20 protein-coding genes are annotated in these 18,114 nt (G+C 63.0%); 9 read left to right on the forward strand and 11 right to left on the reverse strand.

Annotated features, from left to right (window positions below; translation table 11 throughout):
* Window positions 1–126 precede the first annotated feature (126 nt).
* A complete protein-coding gene (locus tag AC1RL5_RS11870) occupies window positions 127–792 on the forward strand; it encodes an FKBP-type peptidyl-prolyl cis-trans isomerase (protein WP_011064169.1) in 666 nt (221 codons plus the stop codon).
* A 60-nt stretch (window positions 793–852) separates the two neighbouring features.
* Here the strand turns inward: AC1RL5_RS11870 and AC1RL5_RS11875 are convergent, their stop codons facing one another.
* The 7 genes from AC1RL5_RS11875 to AC1RL5_RS11905 all read right to left on the reverse strand — a co-directional run bounded on the left by AC1RL5_RS11875 (window position 853) and on the right by AC1RL5_RS11905 (window position 7,164).
* On the reverse strand, window positions 853–1,311 hold the full coding sequence (locus AC1RL5_RS11875) for an Rsd/AlgQ family anti-sigma factor (protein ID WP_011064170.1): 459 nt from the start codon (window positions 1,309–1,311) through the stop codon (window positions 853–855).
* Between the two features lie 207 nt (window positions 1,312–1,518).
* The gene (locus AC1RL5_RS11880) at window positions 1,519–2,040 is read right to left on the reverse strand and encodes a disulfide bond formation protein B (RefSeq protein ID WP_053160388.1); all 522 of its coding nucleotides are present in this window, start codon (window positions 2,038–2,040) and stop codon (window positions 1,519–1,521) included.
* Between the two features lie 153 nt (window positions 2,041–2,193).
* Window positions 2,194–3,432 (reverse strand): heme biosynthesis protein HemY, encoded by a 1,239-nt coding sequence (locus AC1RL5_RS11885; protein WP_011064172.1) that lies wholly within the window; start codon window positions 3,430–3,432, stop codon window positions 2,194–2,196.
* Window positions 3,429–4,568, reverse strand: coding sequence for a uroporphyrinogen-III C-methyltransferase (locus AC1RL5_RS11890; RefSeq protein ID WP_093405501.1), 1,140 nt, complete (start codon window positions 4,566–4,568; stop codon window positions 3,429–3,431). The genes AC1RL5_RS11885 and AC1RL5_RS11890 overlap by 4 nt, the downstream gene beginning before the upstream one ends.
* A gap of 17 nt (window positions 4,569–4,585) precedes the next feature.
* Window positions 4,586–5,353 (reverse strand): uroporphyrinogen-III synthase, encoded by a 768-nt coding sequence (locus tag AC1RL5_RS11895; RefSeq protein WP_072451847.1) that lies wholly within the window; start codon window positions 5,351–5,353, stop codon window positions 4,586–4,588.
* The gene (gene hemC, locus AC1RL5_RS11900; protein ID WP_041120366.1) at window positions 5,350–6,291 is read right to left on the reverse strand and encodes a hydroxymethylbilane synthase; all 942 of its coding nucleotides are present in this window, start codon (window positions 6,289–6,291) and stop codon (window positions 5,350–5,352) included. The genes AC1RL5_RS11895 and hemC overlap by 4 nt, the downstream gene beginning before the upstream one ends.
* Before the next feature lie 126 nt (window positions 6,292–6,417).
* Entirely contained in the window at window positions 6,418–7,164 is a 747-nt protein-coding gene (locus AC1RL5_RS11905; protein WP_072451848.1) for a LytR/AlgR family response regulator transcription factor, read from the reverse strand.
* A 626-nt stretch (window positions 7,165–7,790) separates the two neighbouring features.
* Here AC1RL5_RS11905 and argH point away from each other — a divergent pair.
* The gene (argH, locus tag AC1RL5_RS11910; protein ID WP_041120368.1) at window positions 7,791–9,185 is read left to right on the forward strand and encodes an argininosuccinate lyase; all 1,395 of its coding nucleotides are present in this window, start codon (window positions 7,791–7,793) and stop codon (window positions 9,183–9,185) included.
* A gap of 51 nt (window positions 9,186–9,236) precedes the next feature.
* On the opposite strand, the gene AC1RL5_RS11915 is transcribed toward argH, so the two are convergent.
* Entirely contained in the window at window positions 9,237–9,884 is a 648-nt protein-coding gene (locus AC1RL5_RS11915) for a glutathione S-transferase (RefSeq protein ID WP_103407458.1), read from the reverse strand.
* Window positions 9,885–10,009: 125 nt separating this feature from the next.
* Here AC1RL5_RS11915 and AC1RL5_RS11920 point away from each other — a divergent pair, with 125 nt between their 5' ends.
* The 3 genes from AC1RL5_RS11920 (at window position 10,010) to AC1RL5_RS11930 (ending at window position 13,750) form a co-directional block, all read left to right on the forward strand.
* Complete coding sequence (locus AC1RL5_RS11920) at window positions 10,010–10,294, forward strand: hypothetical protein (protein ID WP_011064179.1); 285 nt, start codon at window positions 10,010–10,012, stop codon at window positions 10,292–10,294.
* Between the two features lie 194 nt (window positions 10,295–10,488).
* Complete coding sequence (locus tag AC1RL5_RS11925; protein ID WP_011064180.1) at window positions 10,489–10,734, forward strand: TIGR02647 family protein; 246 nt, start codon at window positions 10,489–10,491, stop codon at window positions 10,732–10,734.
* 169 nt (window positions 10,735–10,903) lie between these two features.
* A complete protein-coding gene (locus tag AC1RL5_RS11930; protein WP_103407459.1) occupies window positions 10,904–13,750 on the forward strand; it encodes a class I adenylate cyclase in 2,847 nt (948 codons plus the stop codon).
* A gap of 7 nt (window positions 13,751–13,757) precedes the next feature.
* On the opposite strand, the gene rnk is transcribed toward AC1RL5_RS11930, so the two are convergent.
* The 3 genes from rnk to cyaY all read right to left on the reverse strand — a co-directional run bounded on the left by rnk (window position 13,758) and on the right by cyaY (window position 14,884).
* Window positions 13,758–14,171, reverse strand: coding sequence for a nucleoside diphosphate kinase regulator (gene rnk / locus AC1RL5_RS11935; protein ID WP_011064182.1), 414 nt, complete (start codon window positions 14,169–14,171; stop codon window positions 13,758–13,760).
* Window positions 14,172–14,313: 142 nt separating this feature from the next.
* Complete coding sequence (locus tag AC1RL5_RS11940; protein ID WP_015637452.1) at window positions 14,314–14,547, reverse strand: DUF1289 domain-containing protein; 234 nt, start codon at window positions 14,545–14,547, stop codon at window positions 14,314–14,316.
* Between the two features lie 4 nt (window positions 14,548–14,551).
* Window positions 14,552–14,884, reverse strand: a complete 333-nt coding sequence (gene cyaY, locus AC1RL5_RS11945; RefSeq protein ID WP_072451850.1) for an iron donor protein CyaY — start codon at window positions 14,882–14,884, stop codon at window positions 14,552–14,554.
* A 239-nt stretch (window positions 14,885–15,123) separates the two neighbouring features.
* Here cyaY and lptM point away from each other — a divergent pair, with 239 nt between their 5' ends.
* Genes lptM through AC1RL5_RS11965 form a run of 4 tightly spaced genes read left to right on the forward strand, consistent with a single transcriptional unit; the run spans window position 15,124 to window position 18,113 of the window.
* The gene (gene lptM, locus AC1RL5_RS11950) at window positions 15,124–15,282 is read left to right on the forward strand and encodes an LPS translocon maturation chaperone LptM (RefSeq protein WP_011064184.1); all 159 of its coding nucleotides are present in this window, start codon (window positions 15,124–15,126) and stop codon (window positions 15,280–15,282) included.
* A 9-nt stretch (window positions 15,283–15,291) separates the two neighbouring features.
* Window positions 15,292–16,539: a diaminopimelate decarboxylase gene (lysA, locus tag AC1RL5_RS11955; protein ID WP_011064185.1), complete on the forward strand. Its 1,248-nt coding sequence runs from the start codon at window positions 15,292–15,294 to the stop codon at window positions 16,537–16,539.
* 4 nt (window positions 16,540–16,543) lie between these two features.
* Complete coding sequence (gene dapF / locus AC1RL5_RS11960) at window positions 16,544–17,374, forward strand: diaminopimelate epimerase (protein WP_011064186.1); 831 nt, start codon at window positions 16,544–16,546, stop codon at window positions 17,372–17,374.
* Window positions 17,375–17,387: 13 nt separating this feature from the next.
* Complete coding sequence (locus AC1RL5_RS11965; RefSeq protein WP_011064187.1) at window positions 17,388–18,113, forward strand: DUF484 family protein; 726 nt, start codon at window positions 17,388–17,390, stop codon at window positions 18,111–18,113.
* Window position 18,114 lies beyond the last annotated feature (1 nt).

Raw genomic sequence — 18,114 nt, forward strand, 5'->3', positions numbered from 1 at the left:
TGTTGACAGTATCGAAAGCCTGGCGTTGCAGCCGAACGAAAATGTTCTTCGCCCCCATCGAAGTTGCTCACCAACGAGCGCTTTGTCGCTGGCATAATCCACCGCAACTCAGGCCGGAGAGTGCCCATGTCGCGTTACCTGTTTTTATCCTTGAGCCTGTTCTTGCCACTGGCTCAGGCCGCTGCCGAAGCACCATCCAACAACGCTCACGATCTTGCCTACAGCCTGGGGGCAAGCCTCGGTGAGCGCCTGCGCGATGAGGTGCCCGACCTGCAGATCCAGGCCCTGGTCGAAGGCTTGAGGGCCGCCTATCAAGGCAAGCCTCTGGCGCTGAAAAGCGAACGCATCGAACAGATCCTTGCCGAGCACGACGCACAGATCAGCGAACAGTCGGCCAAGTCTCAGACAGAGATCGCGCTGAAAAACGAACAGCGCTTTCTCGATGAGGAAAAGGCCAAGCCCGGGGTCCGCCAACTGGAAGACGGCATCCTGCTGACCGAGTTGAGCCCTGGCAGCGGCAACAAGGCCAGCCCCAACGGCTCGGTCCAGGTGCGCTACACCGGGCGCCTGCCAGACGGCACCGTGTTCGATCAGACCCAGCAGCCGCAATGGTTCCGCCTCGACAGCGTGATCGCCGGCTGGCGTAGCGCACTGTCGCAGATGCCCACCGGAGCCCGGTGGCGCCTGGTAATCCCGTCGAACCAGGCCTATGGCACCGAAGGCGCCGGGGACCTGATCGCGCCCTACACCCCACTGGTGTTCGACATCGAATTGCTCGGTGTCGCTGGCTGAAGCGCCACAACGAAAAACGGCACGCCGAGGCGTGCCGTTTTTCCTGGTAGGTTCCTGTGCTCAGGCCTGAGCCACAGCTTCCTGCTTGTGGGCGTTGTGCAGCACTTCGATCAGGCAGTCTTCCAGCTCGAAGCGTTCGTGCAGCAAGCCACCGAGTTCCTTGAACTTCTGCGCCACGCACTGGCCGGCGTCGCACAGGTCATTGAACGCCAGGAGCTTTTCGGTGATCACGTCGATGCGTGGGTAGAGGGTGTCGGCCAACTCCAGCCCGCGCTTGTCGCCAAACGCCTTGGCTTCGCTGGTCAGCTGTTCGTAGATTTCAAAATGGCCGGCGGAGACGTAGTCCACCAGGATCCCGCAGAATTCCTGCAGCGGCTTCTTGCTCTCACTCAGTGCCTCGGGCTCCGCGCCCAGCGCATCATAGGCTCGAACCAGTTCGTGACGCTCCTGCAACCAGCGGTCGATCAGCAGATGCACTCCACCCCAGCGTTCCTGAGCATTCTGACAACTTTCGAGCATGGTGATCTCTCTTCCCTTATGGGTCATGCCGCTTGCCCGCCGCTCCTTTCTGGAGACTCTGGATCCGGTCAGGCATAACAGCATCGAGCAACATAATTCCAGTGACAGGTGCGGGCCAGATTATGCCCGCTCGACTACAGCATCAAGGTACGCAGGAGATAAAGTTCATACAAGCGTTTAATCCCCGCCCTCCTGCCAAACACTGACTCAGGGCAACGCCACGGCCTTGCGCGCGCCCCGTAGCTGACGCCAAAGGCGGTAGCCGCTAAAGATCAGCATGATCACGAAAAACAGCAGGCTCCACTCCGGCAAGCTCATGTCCAGCAGGGTCCAGGTGACCTCGGCGCAATCGGAGGTGCCCATGAACGTCAGCTTCAACGCCTGCCACCAGGACAGCTGGCGGAGCATGAAGGACATGTCCGGCAGGCAGGCCAGCAACTGTTCGGAGGGAATGTTCTGCAACAGCACATGGCGTCCCGCGGTGACCACCCCCAGCAGGCCCAACAGCAAGTTGAGCCCCCAGTAGACCGCCCGCCCCACGCGCCCTGGCCCCTGGATCACGGCCAGCAGATTGACCCCACCCAATGCCAGCAACAGCAGGCGCTGCACGCCCCACAGCGAACAGGACTCGAGGCCGCCACCCGTTTGCAGGTTGAACGCCGCCCACGAGGCCAAGGCCCCCACCAGGAACACCAGGGAGAACAGCAAGCGGGAGCCGGCCAGCGACATGAGATATCCGTAACGGGAGAAACAGGCAGCCACGGTAGAGAAAGCGCTCGCTGCTTTCAAGAAGCGCTATGTCGCAACCGATCGACAACAGCGCCGCAGGTACAGCAGCAAAAGGGCCGGTTGCCTGAAACAGGCAACCGGCCCCGGGACACCTCAGGCCCGCACCGGGACCGGCAGCGGTGAGGCCAGCAGGCGCTCATCGAGCATGCCCAGACCTTCCTGGAACAGTTGGTTACTGCGTTCGGTATCCCCCAGCTGTGCCAGCAGGCGTGCCAGTTCCGCACAGGCTTCGGGGTTGCGTTGCAAGCGCAGGCTGCTTTCCAGATAGTCCCGGGCCTTGCCCCACAGGCTGTTCTGCAGGCACAGGCGGCCCAGGGTCAGCAGCAGGCTCGGATCGTCCGCATGCTCTTTCAGCCAGTGCTCGGCGGTCTGCAACTGGCGCGACGGATCGCTGCCACGCACCAGCCCATAGAGCCGTGCCAGGTGGCTTTCGTACTTGCGCTTGATTGCCGTGCGCAGGGCCTCTTCCGCCTCGGCCCCCGCGCCCAGTTGACGCAGTTGTTCGGCATAGGCCAGCACCAACTGCGGCTCCTGGCGTTGTGCCGAGGTCAACTGTTGCCAGGCACGATTGAGAGATTGCAGGCCGGCAACCTCATCTTCTTCACGACGCGCGGCCAGGGACAGGTTTTCACCCCAGGCCCGACGCTCCAGTTCCTGCAGTTCGCTAGCCGGCAGCGCCTTGTCCTTGCGCAACTCGGGCAACAGACGGATCAGGGCCGACCAGTCGCCACGCTGCTGATGCAGGCGCTGCAACTGGCGCAACACCTGGACGCTATGGGGATGGCGCTCATGCATGGCCTGCAGGGTGCTCAGGGCTCCCTCGGTATCGCCGCGATCCGTCTGCAGTTGGGCGTGGCTCAGGGCCACGGCCAGCTCTGCCTGGGGCTGGCGGGTCAGCGCCCGCTCCAGCAACCGGTCGCATTCTTCATAGTGGCCCTGCTCGTTGGCCGCCCGGGCAGCGCCGAGGTAGTAGAGCAGCGGCTGGCGCTCGGCCTCGGCGGCACGCTGCAGGTGCTTCTGCGCGCTGGCCCAGCGCCCTTCGGCGAGGTCCATCTGACCCTGCTCGATGGCGATCTGCACCCGGCGGCTGCGATTGCGCCGTGACCAGGGATTGACCACACCACCGGACACCATCACCAGCTCGATCAGCAGCTTGATGCCCCAGACCACCAGCCAGACCAGCGCCACCAGGGCCAGGGTTGCCCACAGGCTCGATTCGTAACGGAAGTTGCTGTAGGCGATCAGTACGTACCCGGGATGCTCGGCAATGGCCAGACCCAGCAGGCCGATGGCCGCAATGACCAGCAGGACGATCACATAGGTACGCTTCATGGGCTCGTCTCCTGGGCGCTGTTCGCCGCAGGCTTGGCCAGAGGCTTGACCGACTCTTCGACATTCAGGTTACGCCGCTCCAGGTAGGCCTGGACCGTACTCAGGGTCTTGGCCAGGTCCGGGGTGACGACCGTCACCGGCTGCTTGCTCAGCTCGACCAGGCGCTCGAGCATGATCTTGCTTTGCGGGTTGTCCTGATTGAAGTTGCCGGTGAGCACGTCGCGGGCTTCGGTCAACGCCTGGGTATAGACCGCGGCCTGGCCGTTCAGGGCAGCCCACTGCGCCTGCTCCAGCGCCAGGCTCAGGGCCAGGCGCACTTGGGTCAGGCCCTGACCGGCCAGCAAGGGACGGATGTTCTTGTCGGCGTTGAAGTCGATGCGGAAATAGCGCGAGATCTGATCCCACCACTGGGCCCAGCGGCTGGCGCCGTCACCATCGGCTGTCAGGCCGAGCAGCGATTCACCGCGGTCCTTGTACTCCGGAGCCACGGCGCTCAGTTCCAGCACCTGGTCACGCAAAGCCCCCAGTTGCAGGAACAGCCCGGTGCGGTCCGGCTGCTCGGTGCTGCGCAGGGCCGCCAGGCTCTTGGCCAACTGCTCGCGGGCTGCGAAGGAACCCGGGTCGTTCTGCTCCCTCAGAATATCGTCGGCGCCCTGGACCAGCGCCTGTGCGCTGCTGATGTCCTGCAGCGCCGAAAGACGCAGGCTGGCCAGGCGCAACAGGTGCTCGGCTTCCGCCAGGCGCCAGTCCTTGCGGCTGGCGCCCAGTACGGTTTCCAGGCGCTGGTTCAGGCGCTGCTGGTCACCCTGCAACTGGGCCACCAGACGCCGCCGGTCTTCCAGCTCATCGGCCGCGGGCAGTTGTTCCAGGCGTTCGCTCAAGCGCTGTTCGCTGAGCTTGAGACTCTGGGCCTGATCACCCAGGGCCTGCAACTGACTGAACTGCTGCTGGTTATTGGCTTGCAGGTGGCGCACCTGCCAGATCCCCCAGCCACCAACGGCGACGCCCGCCGCCCCCAGCAGCAGGGCCAGAATTGCCAACCCGTTGCCACGACGCTCAACGGTTGGTTTCGTGGGTTCAGCAGGTGTCTCGGGCACCGGCTGGGCTTCATCTTTAGGCAAGGCTGTTTCGCTCACGTATCCATCCTTTGCGTTTAGAGAACGGGCACGGGTTGCTCCCGTAACGCCGTTAGCAAAGCCGCGGCACTGGCGCCGCGACAATCCACAACTTTTTCCGCCCCTGCGGCGTGCGCCATGTCGGCGACCCGGGGGCTTGGAACAAACAACGGCATCTTCGCCAGTTGCGGCCAGGCGGGCCCCGCCAGCTGCCGCAAGTGGCTGAAACCTTGTCCACTGCTGACCACCAGCCCGTTCAAGCGTTCCACTTCAATCCGCTGGAGCAACGCGCCTTCGGCGTAGTGCGGCAGGCAGCGGCGGTAGAGTTCCAGATAATCGACACTAGCACCTAGGGCGCGCAAGCGCTCAGAGAGCAGCTCGCGCCCACCCTCCCCGCGCACGATCAACACCCGTGGATCAGGCCGGCGGATAGCCTCGCGCAATTGGGGAAGTTCAAGCAAGGCTTCACTGTCATCGCCCTGCTGGGGATAGGCCACTGGCAAGCTGGCATCCGCAAGGATCTGCGCGGTAGCGGCGCCTACGGTGAACCAGGCCTGGCCTGGTGGTTGCGGCCAATACTGGCGCAACAGCTCCAGGCCAAGATGCGCCGCCGGCTTGCTGACCACAATCACCGCACAGTACTGGTCGAATGCCAGCAGGGTAGCCCGCTGCGAGTCACTGACCGGCAACGCCTGGATTTCCAGCAATGGCAGGCTGCTGCTCAAAATCTCGGACTGCGCCAGGATCGCCGCCAGCGCGGCGCAGTCCTCAGCCGGCCGGGTCAGCAGCAGGCGCCAGCCAGTCACTCCTCGCCCGCCTCGCCGTAGACCGCGCGCAGAATGTCATCGGCGCCCTGGGCCAGCAGGGCATCCGCCACTTGCACACCCAGCTCGGCGGCCGATGCGCGAGGGCCACGAGCTTCGGCGCTGAGCAGCAGGCCGCCGCTAGGCTCGCCCACCAGGCCGCGCAGCCAGATCTGCTCGCCTTCCAGCACCGCATAGCAGGCAATCGGCACCTGGCAACCACCGTTGAGGTGCTTGTTCAGTGCGCGCTCGGCGGTTACCCGGCTGGCCGTGTCGGCGTGATGCAGGGGGGCCAGCAAGGCGTGGATTTCAGTATCGGCACTGCGGCACTCGATGCCGACGGCGCCCTGGCCACCGGCGGGCAGGCTGTCGTCGACACTGATGGAGGAACTGATGCGATCCTCGAATCCGAGGCGGATCAAGCCAGCGGCCGCGAGGATGATGGCGTCGTATTCGCCGGCATCCAGCTTGGCCAGACGGGTATTGACGTTGCCCCGCAGAAAACGGATCTGCAGGTCGGGGCGACGGGTCAGTAACTGAGCCTGACGGCGCAGGCTGGAGGTGCCCACCACGCTGCCTTCAGGCAACTCGTCGAGGCTGGCGTAGGTGTTGGAAACAAAGGCATCACGCGGATCTTCGCGCTCGCAGATGCAGAACAGACCCAGGCCTTCCGGGAAGTCCATGGGCACGTCTTTCATCGAGTGCACGGCGATATCGGCCTGGTTTTCCAGCAGCGCGGTTTCCAGTTCCTTGACGAACAGACCCTTGCCACCGATTTTCGACAAGGGCGAGTCCAATAGTTTGTCGCCGCGGCTGACCATGGGCACCAGGGTCACGACAAGACCCGGATGGGCCTCTTGCAGACGGGCTTTGACGTATTCGGCCTGCCACAAGGCCAGAGCACTTTTGCGGGTAGCGATGCGGATTTCGCGAGAGGACATGGATCAATCCGTACTGAATAGATACGGCAGATAATAACAGCTCAACCAAATCAGCTTTGACTTGTATCAGAAACCTAGCCTCCTCCCGACGCCAGGCTTCACCCAATGCGGGGCTCAACCCCTGGCCTAGAGCTGTTGCATCATCTTGCGCACGCCCGCCACATGCCGCCGGCTGACAATCAGCGCATCGCCATTGAGGCCCTTGAGGTACAACTGGAAGTGCCCCAAAGGTGTGCGCTGCAGACGCTCGATACGCTCGCGGGCCACCAGCGCATTGCGGTGGATACGCACAAAGCGGTCGCCGAATTCATCTTCCAGAGCCTTCAGGGGCTCATCCAGAAGCACCTCGCCGCCCTCGTGGCGCAGGGTCACGTATTTATGGTCGGCGATGAAATACACCACCTGGGCCAGGGGGATGAGCTCGATGCCTTTGCGCGTACGGGCGCTGATATGGCTGCGCGGGCCGTTACCGCTTTCGGCCGCGGGGCGGGTCAGTGCCGCCAGTTGTACACGGTTGGGCTTCTCGGCCTTTTTCAAGGCCTCCAGCAACAGCTCGGAGCGCACCGGCTTGACCAGGTGGACGACGCCGCTGGCCTCGAAGGCCTCCAGAGCGAATTCGTCCGGCGCAGCGCAGAACACCAGCGCCGGAGGCGTCTCGCGCTCGCACAGCTTGCCGGCGACCTGCAGACCGTCCAGCCCTGGCATGCGGACGTCGAGCAAGACGATATCCGGCTTCAGGCTGTCGATCAGGCTCAACGCCTCTTCGCCATTGGTGGCGCTGGGCTCCAGGACACTGTATCCCTCGAGCTCACTGACCATCCGGCTCAGGCGCTCGCGGGCTAGGGGTTCGTCATCAACGATCAGGACATTCATATTGCGCTGGATTCCTGCGTGAGTCTCGCACAAGGATAGCGTAGACAGGTGGAGTGACGTCCGTCACCGCGATCCACGCTAAGACTAGTGCGAAGGCCAAAAAGTGCCGCAAGTCGGGCACCAATATTTGCCCGTGCCTGCCCGATACCGCTCAAGGTCGGCTGATGCGCGACGACGTCGCAGGGAATGCTGGTATTCAACACAAAGCCCCCCTCGTGATTGTGGTCGCCGCCCACCCTGCCCGCACCCGTCTCGTTTGGTGGACGGATTGCCTGGCCCTGCGCGGTGTGAACTTGCTGGAGGGGCCCACTGCGAACACGCGAGGGGTGTTACGCAATTGTGCCGGTCCTCCTGTCCAACTGTAGACGGTTGCCAAGACGATATTGCTCAATCGATAAATATCGTTTGACCGATATCAGCTTCCGCACTCAAGGCGCTCACCTCGCAGGAAGCACCTTCGACTGCGCCGACCTCAGTCTCTGCGCCCCCGAGGCCGGCGACAAGCCACCCAGGTGTCCGGCGCAGAAAAAAGCTGCCGACCAGCGCCAGCGACAGCCCGGGCAACCCTGTTATTATCGGCGCCTGTTTTTCACGCCATCTTCCTTCAGCAGATCACGAGCGAATTCATGAGCACTGACAAGACCAATCAGTCCTGGGGCGGCCGCTTCAGTGAACCCGTCGACGCCTTCGTCGCCCGCTTCACCGCCTCTGTCACTTTCGACCAGCGCCTGTATCGCCATGACATCATGGGCTCCATCGCCCACGCCACCATGCTGGCCAAGGTCGGCGTGCTCACCGATGCCGAGCGCGACAGCATCATCGACGGCCTGAAGACCATCCAGGGCGAGATCGAGGCCGGCCATTTCGACTGGCGCGTGGACCTCGAAGACGTGCACATGAACATCGAAGCGCGCCTGACCGACCGCATCGGCATCACCGGCAAGAAACTGCACACCGGCCGCAGCCGCAACGACCAGGTGGCCACCGACATCCGCCTGTGGCTGCGGGACGAGATCGACCTGATCCTCGGTGAAATCACCCGCCTGCAAAAAGGCCTGCTGGAGCTGGCCGAGCGTGAAGCCGAGAGCATCATGCCGGGCTTCACCCACTTGCAGACCGCCCAACCGGTGACCTTCGGCCACCACATGCTGGCCTGGTTCGAGATGCTCAGCCGTGACTACGAGCGCCTGGTGGACTGCCGCAAGCGCACCAACCGCATGCCCCTGGGCAGCGCCGCGCTGGCTGGCACCACCTACCCGATCGACCGCGAGCTGACCTGCCAGTTGCTGGGCTTCGAAGCTGTGGGCGGCAACTCCCTGGACAGCGTTTCGGACCGGGACTTCGCCATTGAATTCTGCGCCGCCGCCAGCGTGGCGATGATGCACCTGTCGCGGTTTTCCGAAGAGCTGGTGCTGTGGACCAGCGCGCAATTCCAGTTCATCGACCTGCCGGACCGCTTCTGCACCGGCAGCTCGATCATGCCGCAAAAGAAAAACCCCGACGTGCCGGAACTGGTACGGGGCAAGAGCGGCCGGGTATTCGGCGCGCTGATGGGGCTGTTGACCCTGATGAAAGGCCAGCCCCTGGCCTACAACAAGGACAACCAGGAAGATAAGGAACCGCTGTTCGACGCCGCCGACACCTTGCGCGACTCGCTGCGGGCCTTCGCCGACATGATCCCGGCCATCAAGCCCAAGCACGCCATCATGCGCGAGGCGGCCCTGCGCGGTTTTTCCACCGCCACCGACCTGGCGGACTACCTGGTACGCCGTGGCCTGCCGTTCCGCGACTGTCACGAAATCGTCGGCCATGCGGTGAAGTACGGCGTGGAAACTGGCAAGGACCTGGCGGAAATGAGCCTGGAAGAGCTGCGCAAGTTCAGCGACCAGATCGAACAGGACGTGTTCGCCGTGCTGACCCTGGAAGGCTCGGTGAATGCCCGTAACCACATCGGCGGCACCGCACCGGCCCAGGTCCGGGCGGCAGTGGCCCGCGGCCAGGCCCTGCTGGCCAGCCGCTAAGCCCTTGCGAGCCTGCCCGCGCCGGTATCCTCTGCCGGTGCGAGCAGGTTCCTAGCGCCCAGACCTTCTGGCGGCCATCAGTGCCGCCTTGTCAGCGGCGATGCGCCGAGCGCTGGGGGTCTGCTCCAGGCGCTCGAGCAAGGCCCGGGCCTCGGGCATCTCGGCCAAAAAATCGATTCCGAACAACTTGTCCCCGACTATCAGGGCAAGGTTCACGCTGTACTGAAAATACAGGTCCGCCACACTCAGGCTGGCGCCCGCTACATAGGGGGCGAACCGGGCATGCCGGCGCAATGCGGCAAAGCCTTGTAGCAATTCGATCCCGGCCTTCTCCTTGATCGCCTCGGGCAGGGTCGCGCCGAAGAACGCTTCAGGGAAACAGGCCCGGGCCGGCAGCTCTATGTACAGTTCGATCTCCTTGGCCAGTGCCAGCACCTGGGCACGTTCGAACGCATCCTTCGGCAACAGCGCCGGCGCCGGCCGCACTTGCTCCAGGTAATCGAGAATTGCACTGGTTTCGCTGATGAAGCCCTGCTCCACCTCCAGTACCGGAACCTTGCCCCGAGGGCTGATAGCCAGCGCCTCGGGGCTCTGGCCGGCGTAGAACAGCACCTCTTCGAAAGGCAGCCCCTTCTCCAGCAAGGCCAGCTTGACCATGTTGTAGTAGTTGCTGATGGCGAACCCATAGAGCTTGAACATCCCGTAGCCTCCAGGCCGTGCAGGGGTTGGCAGGGTTTTTTTATAGAAGGTTAATCCCACTCTGGCCAGCAGCATCGAGCCGCTGAATACGAGTAAACTGGCGACCTTTCCTTGAGGAGCCTGCCATGAGCGAGCCAACCGATATCGACACCGACGAAGAAGAGTTCGCCGAAAATACCCTGATCGAAGCGATCGAGAACCAGATCGAAAGCGACAACCCACCAGCGGCCAAGGCCACGTTCAACAAGCTCACCCTGGTGGGCTACGAGCGCGAGGAAATCCTCAATCTGATGGCCCATGTACTGGCGATCGAGATCGACGCCATCCTCGAACAGGACCGCGCCTTCGACACCCAATGGTACGAAGCCGCCCTTCGCGCCCTGCCGGAACTGCCTCCCGAAAAGCAGTGACACCGCGCTGCCGGAGCGCAGGCTCCGGCACTCTTTCCCACCCGCGCCTCGCGCCCCGACTACACTGCCACCACCCTGCGGCCAAATACCGCTGCACCCGGGGATAAAACTCCTCAGCGAACGCTGGACACGCCGCCTTTCTGCGTTCACCTTAAGAACGCTGACCTCTAATTCCTAGAAAGTCTGGAGTCCTTATGTCGTATACCCCTGAGTTGGTTGCCGAACTGGAAATCCTTGCACTCTTCAACCTGGACAACTCCCAGGAAGGCCTGAAAATCCATCAGACCGCCGCCCCTTCTGCCATCGCCGCCGCCCAACGCCTGTTTGACAAAGAACTGATCACCCAACCCGATGGAGGCTATCTGACCAGCCTCGGGCGGGACGCTGCTGAACATGCCCAGGGCCTGCTGACCATCCTGAACGTCAAAGAAGTCGCCTGAACAACCTGCATCGGCCTGCGGGGTTCCCGTCTGTCGGATTCCGTAGGCGCCTCCTTCTGAATGCGCTAGAAATCTGGCGTCAAAAAATAAAATCAGTTTAAGGCTGAGCCCTGTCTGACGGTAAACTGCTCGCCGTCTTCAATACCGCCACGTTCGAGCTCCGCTTGAAATGCCCCATACCCATGAAATCCGTCCCGATCTGGATGAAGGAATCGATCGCAAGGTTCTCAGCCAGCTGCGCGCGCGTTTCCTGAAGCTCAATGAAGGGCGCATGGCCCGGGCAATGGAAGGGCTGTCGACACGCCAGCAGTTGGTCCTCAACCTGTTGCCACTGTTCTTTCACGTCAATCACCCGTTGTTGCCCGGCTATGTATCCGGAGCCACCCCGGCGGGGCTTTCCTGCTACGAACCCGACCCCCAGGCCCTGGCCGAAGCCCAGCGCCTGACCCGATCGTTTTCCTACAAGCCGCGCCACGGCAACCCGCCACGGCCGATTCATGGCCTGTTTCTCATGGGCAGCCTGGGTACCCTGGCCCAGGCAGACCAGAGCGACATGGACGTGTGGGTGTGCCATGCGCCGGATCTGGGCGAAAACGAGCTGGCCGAGTTGCAGAAGAAGTGCCAATTGCTGGAGACCTGGGCGGCCGGCCAGGGCGCTGAAGCTCATTTTTTCCTGATCGACCCCAACCGCTTTGTCCGCGGGGAGCGGGACACTCAGCTGAGTTCGGACGACTGTGGCACCACCCAGCACTACCTGCTGCTGGACGAGTTCTACCGCACCGCGATCTGGCTGGCCGGGCGCACGCCGTTGTGGTGGCTGGTACCGGTGTACGAAGAACGCCGTTACGAACAGTACATCGACACCCTGCTGTCCAAGCGCTTTGTCCCCGCCGAGGAAAACCTCGACCTGGGCCACATGGCACGCATTCCGCCCGGCGAGTTCATCGGCGCCGGGCTGTGGCAACTGTTCAAGGGCATCGAGTCGCCCTACAAGTCCGTACTCAAGCTGCTGCTGATCGAGGTCTATGCCAGCGAGCATCCCAAGGTCCAGTGCCTGAGCCTGCGCTTCAAGCAGGCGGTGTTTGCCAACCGCCTGGACCTGGATGAGCTGGACCCCTACATCGTGGTCTACCGGCGCATCGAGGAATACCTCAAGGCTCGCGGCGAGCCGGAGCGCCTGGAGCTGGTACGACGCAGCCTGTACCTCAAGGTCAACCGCAAGCTTACCGTCGGCAACGCCACCCGCAGCCCGAACTGGCAGCGCGCTCTACTGGAGCGCCTGGCCAGTGAATGGGGCTGGGACCAACGCCAACTGGCCTTGCTGGACAGCCGCAGCCAGTGGAAGGTGCGCCAGGTCAGCAGCGAGCGCCGGGCCCTGGTCAACGAGCTCAACTACAGCTATCGCTTCCTGACCCAGTTCGCCCGCACCGAGCAGGCCGCCAGCCTGATCAACAAGCGTGACCTGAATGTCCTGGGCCGGCGCCTGTACGCGGCCTTCGAGCGCAAGGCCGGGAAGATCGAGTTCATCAACCCCGGCATCGCCCCGGACCTGGCTGAAGACACCCTGACCCTAGTGCAGTCACCGAACAAGAAGGAACCCGGACAGAACCATTGGGGGCTGTACAACGGCAGCCTGACCGCCCTGGAGTGGGAGCATTTCGCCCCGATCAAGCGCAGTCGCGAGCTGCTGGAACTGCTTACCTGGTGCCATCGCAACGGCGTGATCGACAGCAGTACCCGCCTGGCCCTGCACCCGGGCAGCAGCGACCTGAGCGAATTCGAACTGTTCAACCTGCTGGGCAGCCTGCAGCAGACCGTGCCACTGCCTTTGACGACGGTCAGCGAGGAACAGTTGCTGCACGCCGCCGTGCCCGGCGAAGTGCTGATCCTGGTGAACGTCGGGGTCGACCCCCTCAAGCACCACCGCGACCTGAACATTCTGATGACCACCGAACGCACCGACTCCCTGAGCTATGCCGGGGTACGCGAGAATCTGGTGCTGACCCTGGATCAGGTCACCCTCAATAGCTGGAACGAGGTAATGGTCGGCCGCTACGACGCCGAGCATGCGCTGCTCGACTGCCTGCGGGACTACCTGAACAATCTGCCGGCCGGCACGCAACCGCGGCTGCGGGTGCGCTGCTTCTGTCACAACCGCGCGCAATTCATTGCCCGCCGGGTGGAAGAACTGTTCGAAACCGCGCACAACCTGTTGCTCAGCCAGCTCAACTACCGCTACCTGATCCAGGTGCAGCAGCACTACCACGTGCTTGAACTGGTGCCCGGGCAGGTTCGGCACCGGGCCATGGCAACCCCTGCCGCATTGCTGGAGTACCTGGGGCAGGAGCAGAGCCGCTACAGCCCACTGCACCTTGACCCGATGGCCCTGGAAGACCACGACCTGGCGCTGATCCTGCCCATGGGCCAGCCGGACTGCATCCAGGTGTTCTATCGGATCATCGACGAGTACGCGGAGCTTTACGTGCTCGATGAGTACAACGCGCTGTGGCAGCAGACCCTGCCCTATCACGACGAGCACAGCCTGCTGGTGCCCCTGCAGCGCTTCCTGCAGTCGATTCTCTACCGCCGCGAAGCGCTGCTGCCGATGGACAGCAACCAGCCCGAGAAACCTTTGGACACACTCTACTTGCAGATTCTGCCCTCAGGCACGGGCCGCGCACGTCGGGTAGAGCCGCGGCCAGCCCCACCGACGCCGGTGGACAAAGCCTTCTATGACGTGCAGGCGATCATCGGCAAGGCCGCACCGGGCCAGGTGCAGGTCTCGCTGTACTGCAATCAACGGGAGTTTTCCGATCTGGAATATGGCGATCAACTGTTCGCCGCGGTGGCCCAGGAAATCGTCGGGCAGCGCCATGAAACAGAGCGCTATCGCTGCTACATCACTGACCTGGATCTTTCAGGGCTGCTCGGTGACGTGCAAAGCCCGAGCATCCTGTATCTGCGCTACAAGGCCAGCCTGGAGCGCGCACTGAACGACGCGCTCGAGCAGGTCTAGCCAAGGATCAGAGGTGGTAGTCGCCTGCGGCTTCCGGCTGGTATTCAACTTCCAGCAGGGTCAGCTTCAAGGTCTTGCCACCCGGAGCCGGCCAGTCGATGTACTGGCCTACCTGCAGGCCCAGCAGAGCGCTGCCCACCGGTGCCAGGATGGAAATCTTGCCTTCGTCGGCGTTGGCGTCCTGTGGATATACCAGGGTCAGGTGGTAGTCCTTGCCGCTGCTTTCTTCACGGCAATGCACACGCGAATTCATGGTTACGACACCGGCCGGTACTTCATCGTGACCCACCAGCGTTTCGGCACGATCCAACTCGGTTTGCAGTGCAATGACACCTGGCAGCGAGTCGTCCAGACTGTCGATCAGGCGCTCCAGACGTTGCACGTCAAGGCGGGTAAGGATGATGGATGGTGCAGTACTCATGATCCTGGCTGACTCCTATTTTTTCTGCACAAAAAAGCAAAACCCCGCCAAATAAGACGGGGTTCTCACCGGCCTCGATGTAGCGAGGCGAAGCTGGACACTATCACAGCACACTGAATAAACAAACCGTACGAGTACGAAGCTAAATCTCGCCTGCCGCCGCACTCTGTTTGCGCTGCAGCGCCTGGGCGCAGATCACTCGCCGGCGCTGATCATCGGCCGAACGCCATTCACGGATGTCCTCCACATGGCGAAAACAGCCGCGACAGACCTTCTCCTCATCGAGGCGACAAAGGCTGATGCACGGCGAACTCACCGCCGGGCTGACGTTGCTGTAGAGCGGCTTGGGCGGTCGGGCCGGGGCGGGCTGGGTCACGGTATCAGAGCCCTTCGAACTCGAGCTTGATGTCGGCCTGCTCCAGGACAATGCGTTCCAGCATCTCCCCCAACTGCTCTTCGCTCTTGTCGCACATCCAGCGCTCGCTTTCCTCGTCGTAGTCGAAGTGGAAACCACCCGAACGCGCGGCCAGCCAGAGTTGGCGCAAAGGCTCCTGGCGACTGAAGATCACCTGGCTGCCGTTGTCGAACTTGACGGTGAGCACCCCGGCCGAGCTTTCCAGGTCGATGTCCTGGTCGCTCTCATCGAAAATATCCTCCAGCGTCTGCTGGGTGGCATCCACCAGGTCGTGAAAACGGGCTTCGGTCAAACTCATTGCGGGAACCTCGAAAAGTGTCTACTCACGCTCAAGCGCCGCAAGATACGGGCGCTCCCCGGCGAATGCAAAGGATACCGAACGAGGAAATAAATGCGACGCCCATTGCACGAGCGCTCGACCAAAGCCACCGGCCGGGCCTTGGCAAAGGCCCGCTGGACGGGAGTTACGCTGCATAGGCAAGCTGCCGGGTGGCCGGTATACTCGGGCGCAATTTACGCATTCTCAAGGATTTCGCCATGAAGCGCCTGATCTCTTCCCTTGCTGCGCTCGTCGCGGTTGCTTGCCTCGTTACCGCCTGCGGCCAGAAAGGCCCGCTGTACCTGCCTGATGACAGCAAATCCCCTGAAGAGCAGGCGAAGTCGCAATCGCAGTCGCACAAGCACGACACCTACTAAGGGCAAACCATGGACGCTTTTAACTACCGCGACGGGGAGCTGTTCGCGGAAGGCGTAGCCCTGTCCGCCATTGCCGAACGTTTCGGTACACCCACCTACGTCTATTCCCGTGCGCACATCGAAGCCCAGTACCAGGCCTATGCCCAGGCCCTGGCCGGCATGCCGCACTTGGTCTGCTTCGCGGTAAAAGCCAACTCCAACCTGGGCGTACTGAATGTCCTGGCGCGCCTGGGCGCCGGTTTCGACATCGTCTCCCGGGGCGAGCTGGAGCGGGTCCTGGCTGCGGGCGGGCAAGCCGACAAGATTGTCTTCTCCGGTGTCGGCAAGACCCGTGACGACATGCGTCGTGCCCTGGAAGTCGGCGTCCACTGCTTCAACGTCGAGTCCGCCGAAGAGCTGGAGCGCCTGCAGCTGGTAGCGGCCGAGCTGGGCGTTCGTGCACCGGTCTCGCTGCGGGTCAATCCGGACGTGGATGCCGGCACTCACCCCTATATCTCCACCGGGCTCAAGGAAAACAAGTTCGGCATCGACATTGCCACCGCCGAGGATGTGTACATCCGCGCCGCGCAGCTGCCGAACCTGGAAATCGTCGGTGTCGACTGCCATATCGGCTCGCAACTGACCACCCTGGAACCCTTCATCGATGCCCTCGACCGCCTGCTGGACCTGGTGGACCGCCTCGGTGAATGCGGCATCTACCTGCGCCACATCGATCTGGGTGGCGGCCTGGGCGTGCGCTATCGTGACGAAGAGCCACCGCTGGCCGCCGACTACGTCAAGGCCGTGCGCGAGCGCCTGGACGGTCGCGACCTGGCCCTGGTATTCGAACCGGGCCGCTTCATCGTGGCCAACGCCGGCGTCCTGCTGACCCGGGTCGAATACCTCAAGCACACCGAACACAAGGATTTCGCCATCGTCGACGGCGCCATGAACGACCTGATCCGCCCGGCGCTGTACCAGGCCTGGATGGATGTCAGCGCCGTGCGCCCGCGAGATACCGAACCCCGTACCTACGACATCGTCGGCCCGATCTGTGAAACTGGCGACTTCCTCGCCAAGGAACGCACCCTGGCCCTGGCCGAGGGTGACCTGCTGGCGGTGCATTCCGCTGGTGCCTATGGTTTCGTCATGAGCTCGAACTACAACACCCGCGGCCGTGCCGCAGAAGTACTGGTCGATGGTGACCAGGCTGTTGAAGTACGTCGCCGCGAGACGGTAGCCGAGTTATTCGCTGGCGAAAGCCTGCTGCCGGAGTAAGACCATGCTGCTGCGTTTTACCAAGATGCACGGCCTGGGCAATGACTTCATGGTTCTCGACCTGGTCAGCCAGCACGCGCATATTCTGCCCAAGCACGCCAAACAATGGGGTGATCGCAATACCGGGATCGGCTTCGATCAGTTGCTGATCGTCGAGGCCCCGAGCAACCCGGATGTGGATTTCCGCTACCGGATCTTCAACTCCGACGGCTCCGAAGTGGAACAGTGCGGCAATGGTGCACGCTGCTTTGCCCGCTTCGTGCTGGACAAGCGCCTGACCACCAAGCGCCAGATCCGCGTCGAGACCAAGAGCGGCGTGATCGAGCTGGATATCCGCAACGACGGCCAGATCAGCGTCAACATGGGCGCGCCGCGCCTGGTACCGGCGGACATTCCGTTCCAGGCGCCGGCCCAGGCCGACAGCTACACCCTGGACGTCGATGGCCGCCAGGTGCAGTTGGCCGCGGTGTCCATGGGCAACCCCCACGCCGTGTTACGGGTGGATGACATCAATAGCGCGCCGGTGCACGAGCTGGGTCCGAAGATCGAACACCACCCGCGCTTCCCGGCGCGGGTCAACGTCGGTTTTCTCCAGGTCCTGGACCGCCAGCGCGCGCAACTGCGGGTCTGGGAACGCGGCGCCGGGGAAACCCAGGCCTGCGGCACCGGCGCCTGCGCTGCTGCTGTGGCCGCGATCAGCCAGGGGTGGATGGATTCGCCCCTATTGATCGACCTGCCGGGCGGGCGCCTGTCCATTGAATGGGCAGGCCCTGGCCAACCGGTGATGATGACCGGCCCGGCAGTGCGCGTATACGAAGGACAGGTGCGTCTTTAAGTGAGCGAAATCCATGACTGATCAGCCGCAGGTTCCTGCCGAAACGCCCGACCAATCACCGTCCGAAAACCTGGAGGCGGCAGCCGTCGCCGCCTACCTGGAGGCCCATCCGGACTTCTTCGTCGACCACGATGAACTGCTCCCGGCCTTGCGCATTCCCCATCAGCGCGGCGACACCGTATCGCTGGTGGAGCGGCAGATGAAGATCCTGCGCGAGCGCAACATCGAGATGCGCCATCGCCTGTCGCAGCTGATGGACGTGGCCCGGGACAACGACCGGCTGTTCGACAAGACCCGCCGCCTGATCCTCGCGCTGATGGACGCCACCAGCCTGGAAGAAGTGGTGATGAGCGTCGAAGACAGCCTGCGCCAGGATTTCCAGGTGCCCTTCGTCAGCCTGATCCTGTTCAGCGACAGCGCCATGCCGGTGGGTCGCTGGGTCTCCGCCGCCGAAGCCCAGGGCGCCATCGGCGGCCTGTTGTCCGAAGGCAAGAGCGTCAGCGGCAGCCTGCGCGAACACGAGCTGGATTTCCTTTTCGGCGAAGAGCAGCGCAAGCAGATCGGTTCTACCGCTGTGGTGGCCCTGGCGCATCAGGGCATGCATGGCGTACTGGCGATCGCCAGCCGTGATCCGCAGCACTACAAGAGCTCGGTGGGCACCCTGTTCCTCAACTACATCGCCGAAGTCACCGGCCGCGTTCTGCCGCGCTTCACCCACTCGCTGCGCTCGGTACGCTGAC

Source organism: Pseudomonas sp. GW822-FHT06D10 (assembly GCF_058799535.1).

Coding starts and splice junctions, on each gene's coding strand:
- AC1RL5_RS11925 (WP_011064180.1), top strand. CDS start 10,489: ATGTCGTATACCCCTGAGTTGGTTGCCGAACTGGAAATCCTTGCACTC.
- AC1RL5_RS11885 (WP_011064172.1), bottom strand. CDS start 3,432: ATGAAGCGTACCTATGTGATCGTCCTGCTGGTCATTGCGGCCATCGGC.
- AC1RL5_RS11920 (WP_011064179.1), top strand. CDS start 10,010: ATGAGCGAGCCAACCGATATCGACACCGACGAAGAAGAGTTCGCCGAA.
- argH (WP_041120368.1), top strand. CDS start 7,791: ATGAGCACTGACAAGACCAATCAGTCCTGGGGCGGCCGCTTCAGTGAA.
- AC1RL5_RS11880 (WP_053160388.1), bottom strand. CDS start 2,040: ATGTCGCTGGCCGGCTCCCGCTTGCTGTTCTCCCTGGTGTTCCTGGTG.
- dapF (WP_011064186.1), top strand. CDS start 16,544: ATGCTGCTGCGTTTTACCAAGATGCACGGCCTGGGCAATGACTTCATG.
- AC1RL5_RS11965 (WP_011064187.1), top strand. CDS start 17,388: ATGACTGATCAGCCGCAGGTTCCTGCCGAAACGCCCGACCAATCACCG.
- AC1RL5_RS11875 (WP_011064170.1), bottom strand. CDS start 1,311: ATGCTCGAAAGTTGTCAGAATGCTCAGGAACGCTGGGGTGGAGTGCAT.
- lptM (WP_011064184.1), top strand. CDS start 15,124: ATGAAGCGCCTGATCTCTTCCCTTGCTGCGCTCGTCGCGGTTGCTTGC.
- hemC (WP_041120366.1), bottom strand. CDS start 6,291: ATGTCCTCTCGCGAAATCCGCATCGCTACCCGCAAAAGTGCTCTGGCC.
- AC1RL5_RS11930 (WP_103407459.1), top strand. CDS start 10,904: ATGCCCCATACCCATGAAATCCGTCCCGATCTGGATGAAGGAATCGAT.
- lysA (WP_011064185.1), top strand. CDS start 15,292: ATGGACGCTTTTAACTACCGCGACGGGGAGCTGTTCGCGGAAGGCGTA.
- AC1RL5_RS11905 (WP_072451848.1), bottom strand. CDS start 7,164: ATGAATGTCCTGATCGTTGATGACGAACCCCTAGCCCGCGAGCGCCTG.
- rnk (WP_011064182.1), bottom strand. CDS start 14,171: ATGAGTACTGCACCATCCATCATCCTTACCCGCCTTGACGTGCAACGT.
- cyaY (WP_072451850.1), bottom strand. CDS start 14,884: ATGAGTTTGACCGAAGCCCGTTTTCACGACCTGGTGGATGCCACCCAG.
- AC1RL5_RS11915 (WP_103407458.1), bottom strand. CDS start 9,884: ATGTTCAAGCTCTATGGGTTCGCCATCAGCAACTACTACAACATGGTC.
- AC1RL5_RS11870 (WP_011064169.1), top strand. CDS start 127: ATGTCGCGTTACCTGTTTTTATCCTTGAGCCTGTTCTTGCCACTGGCT.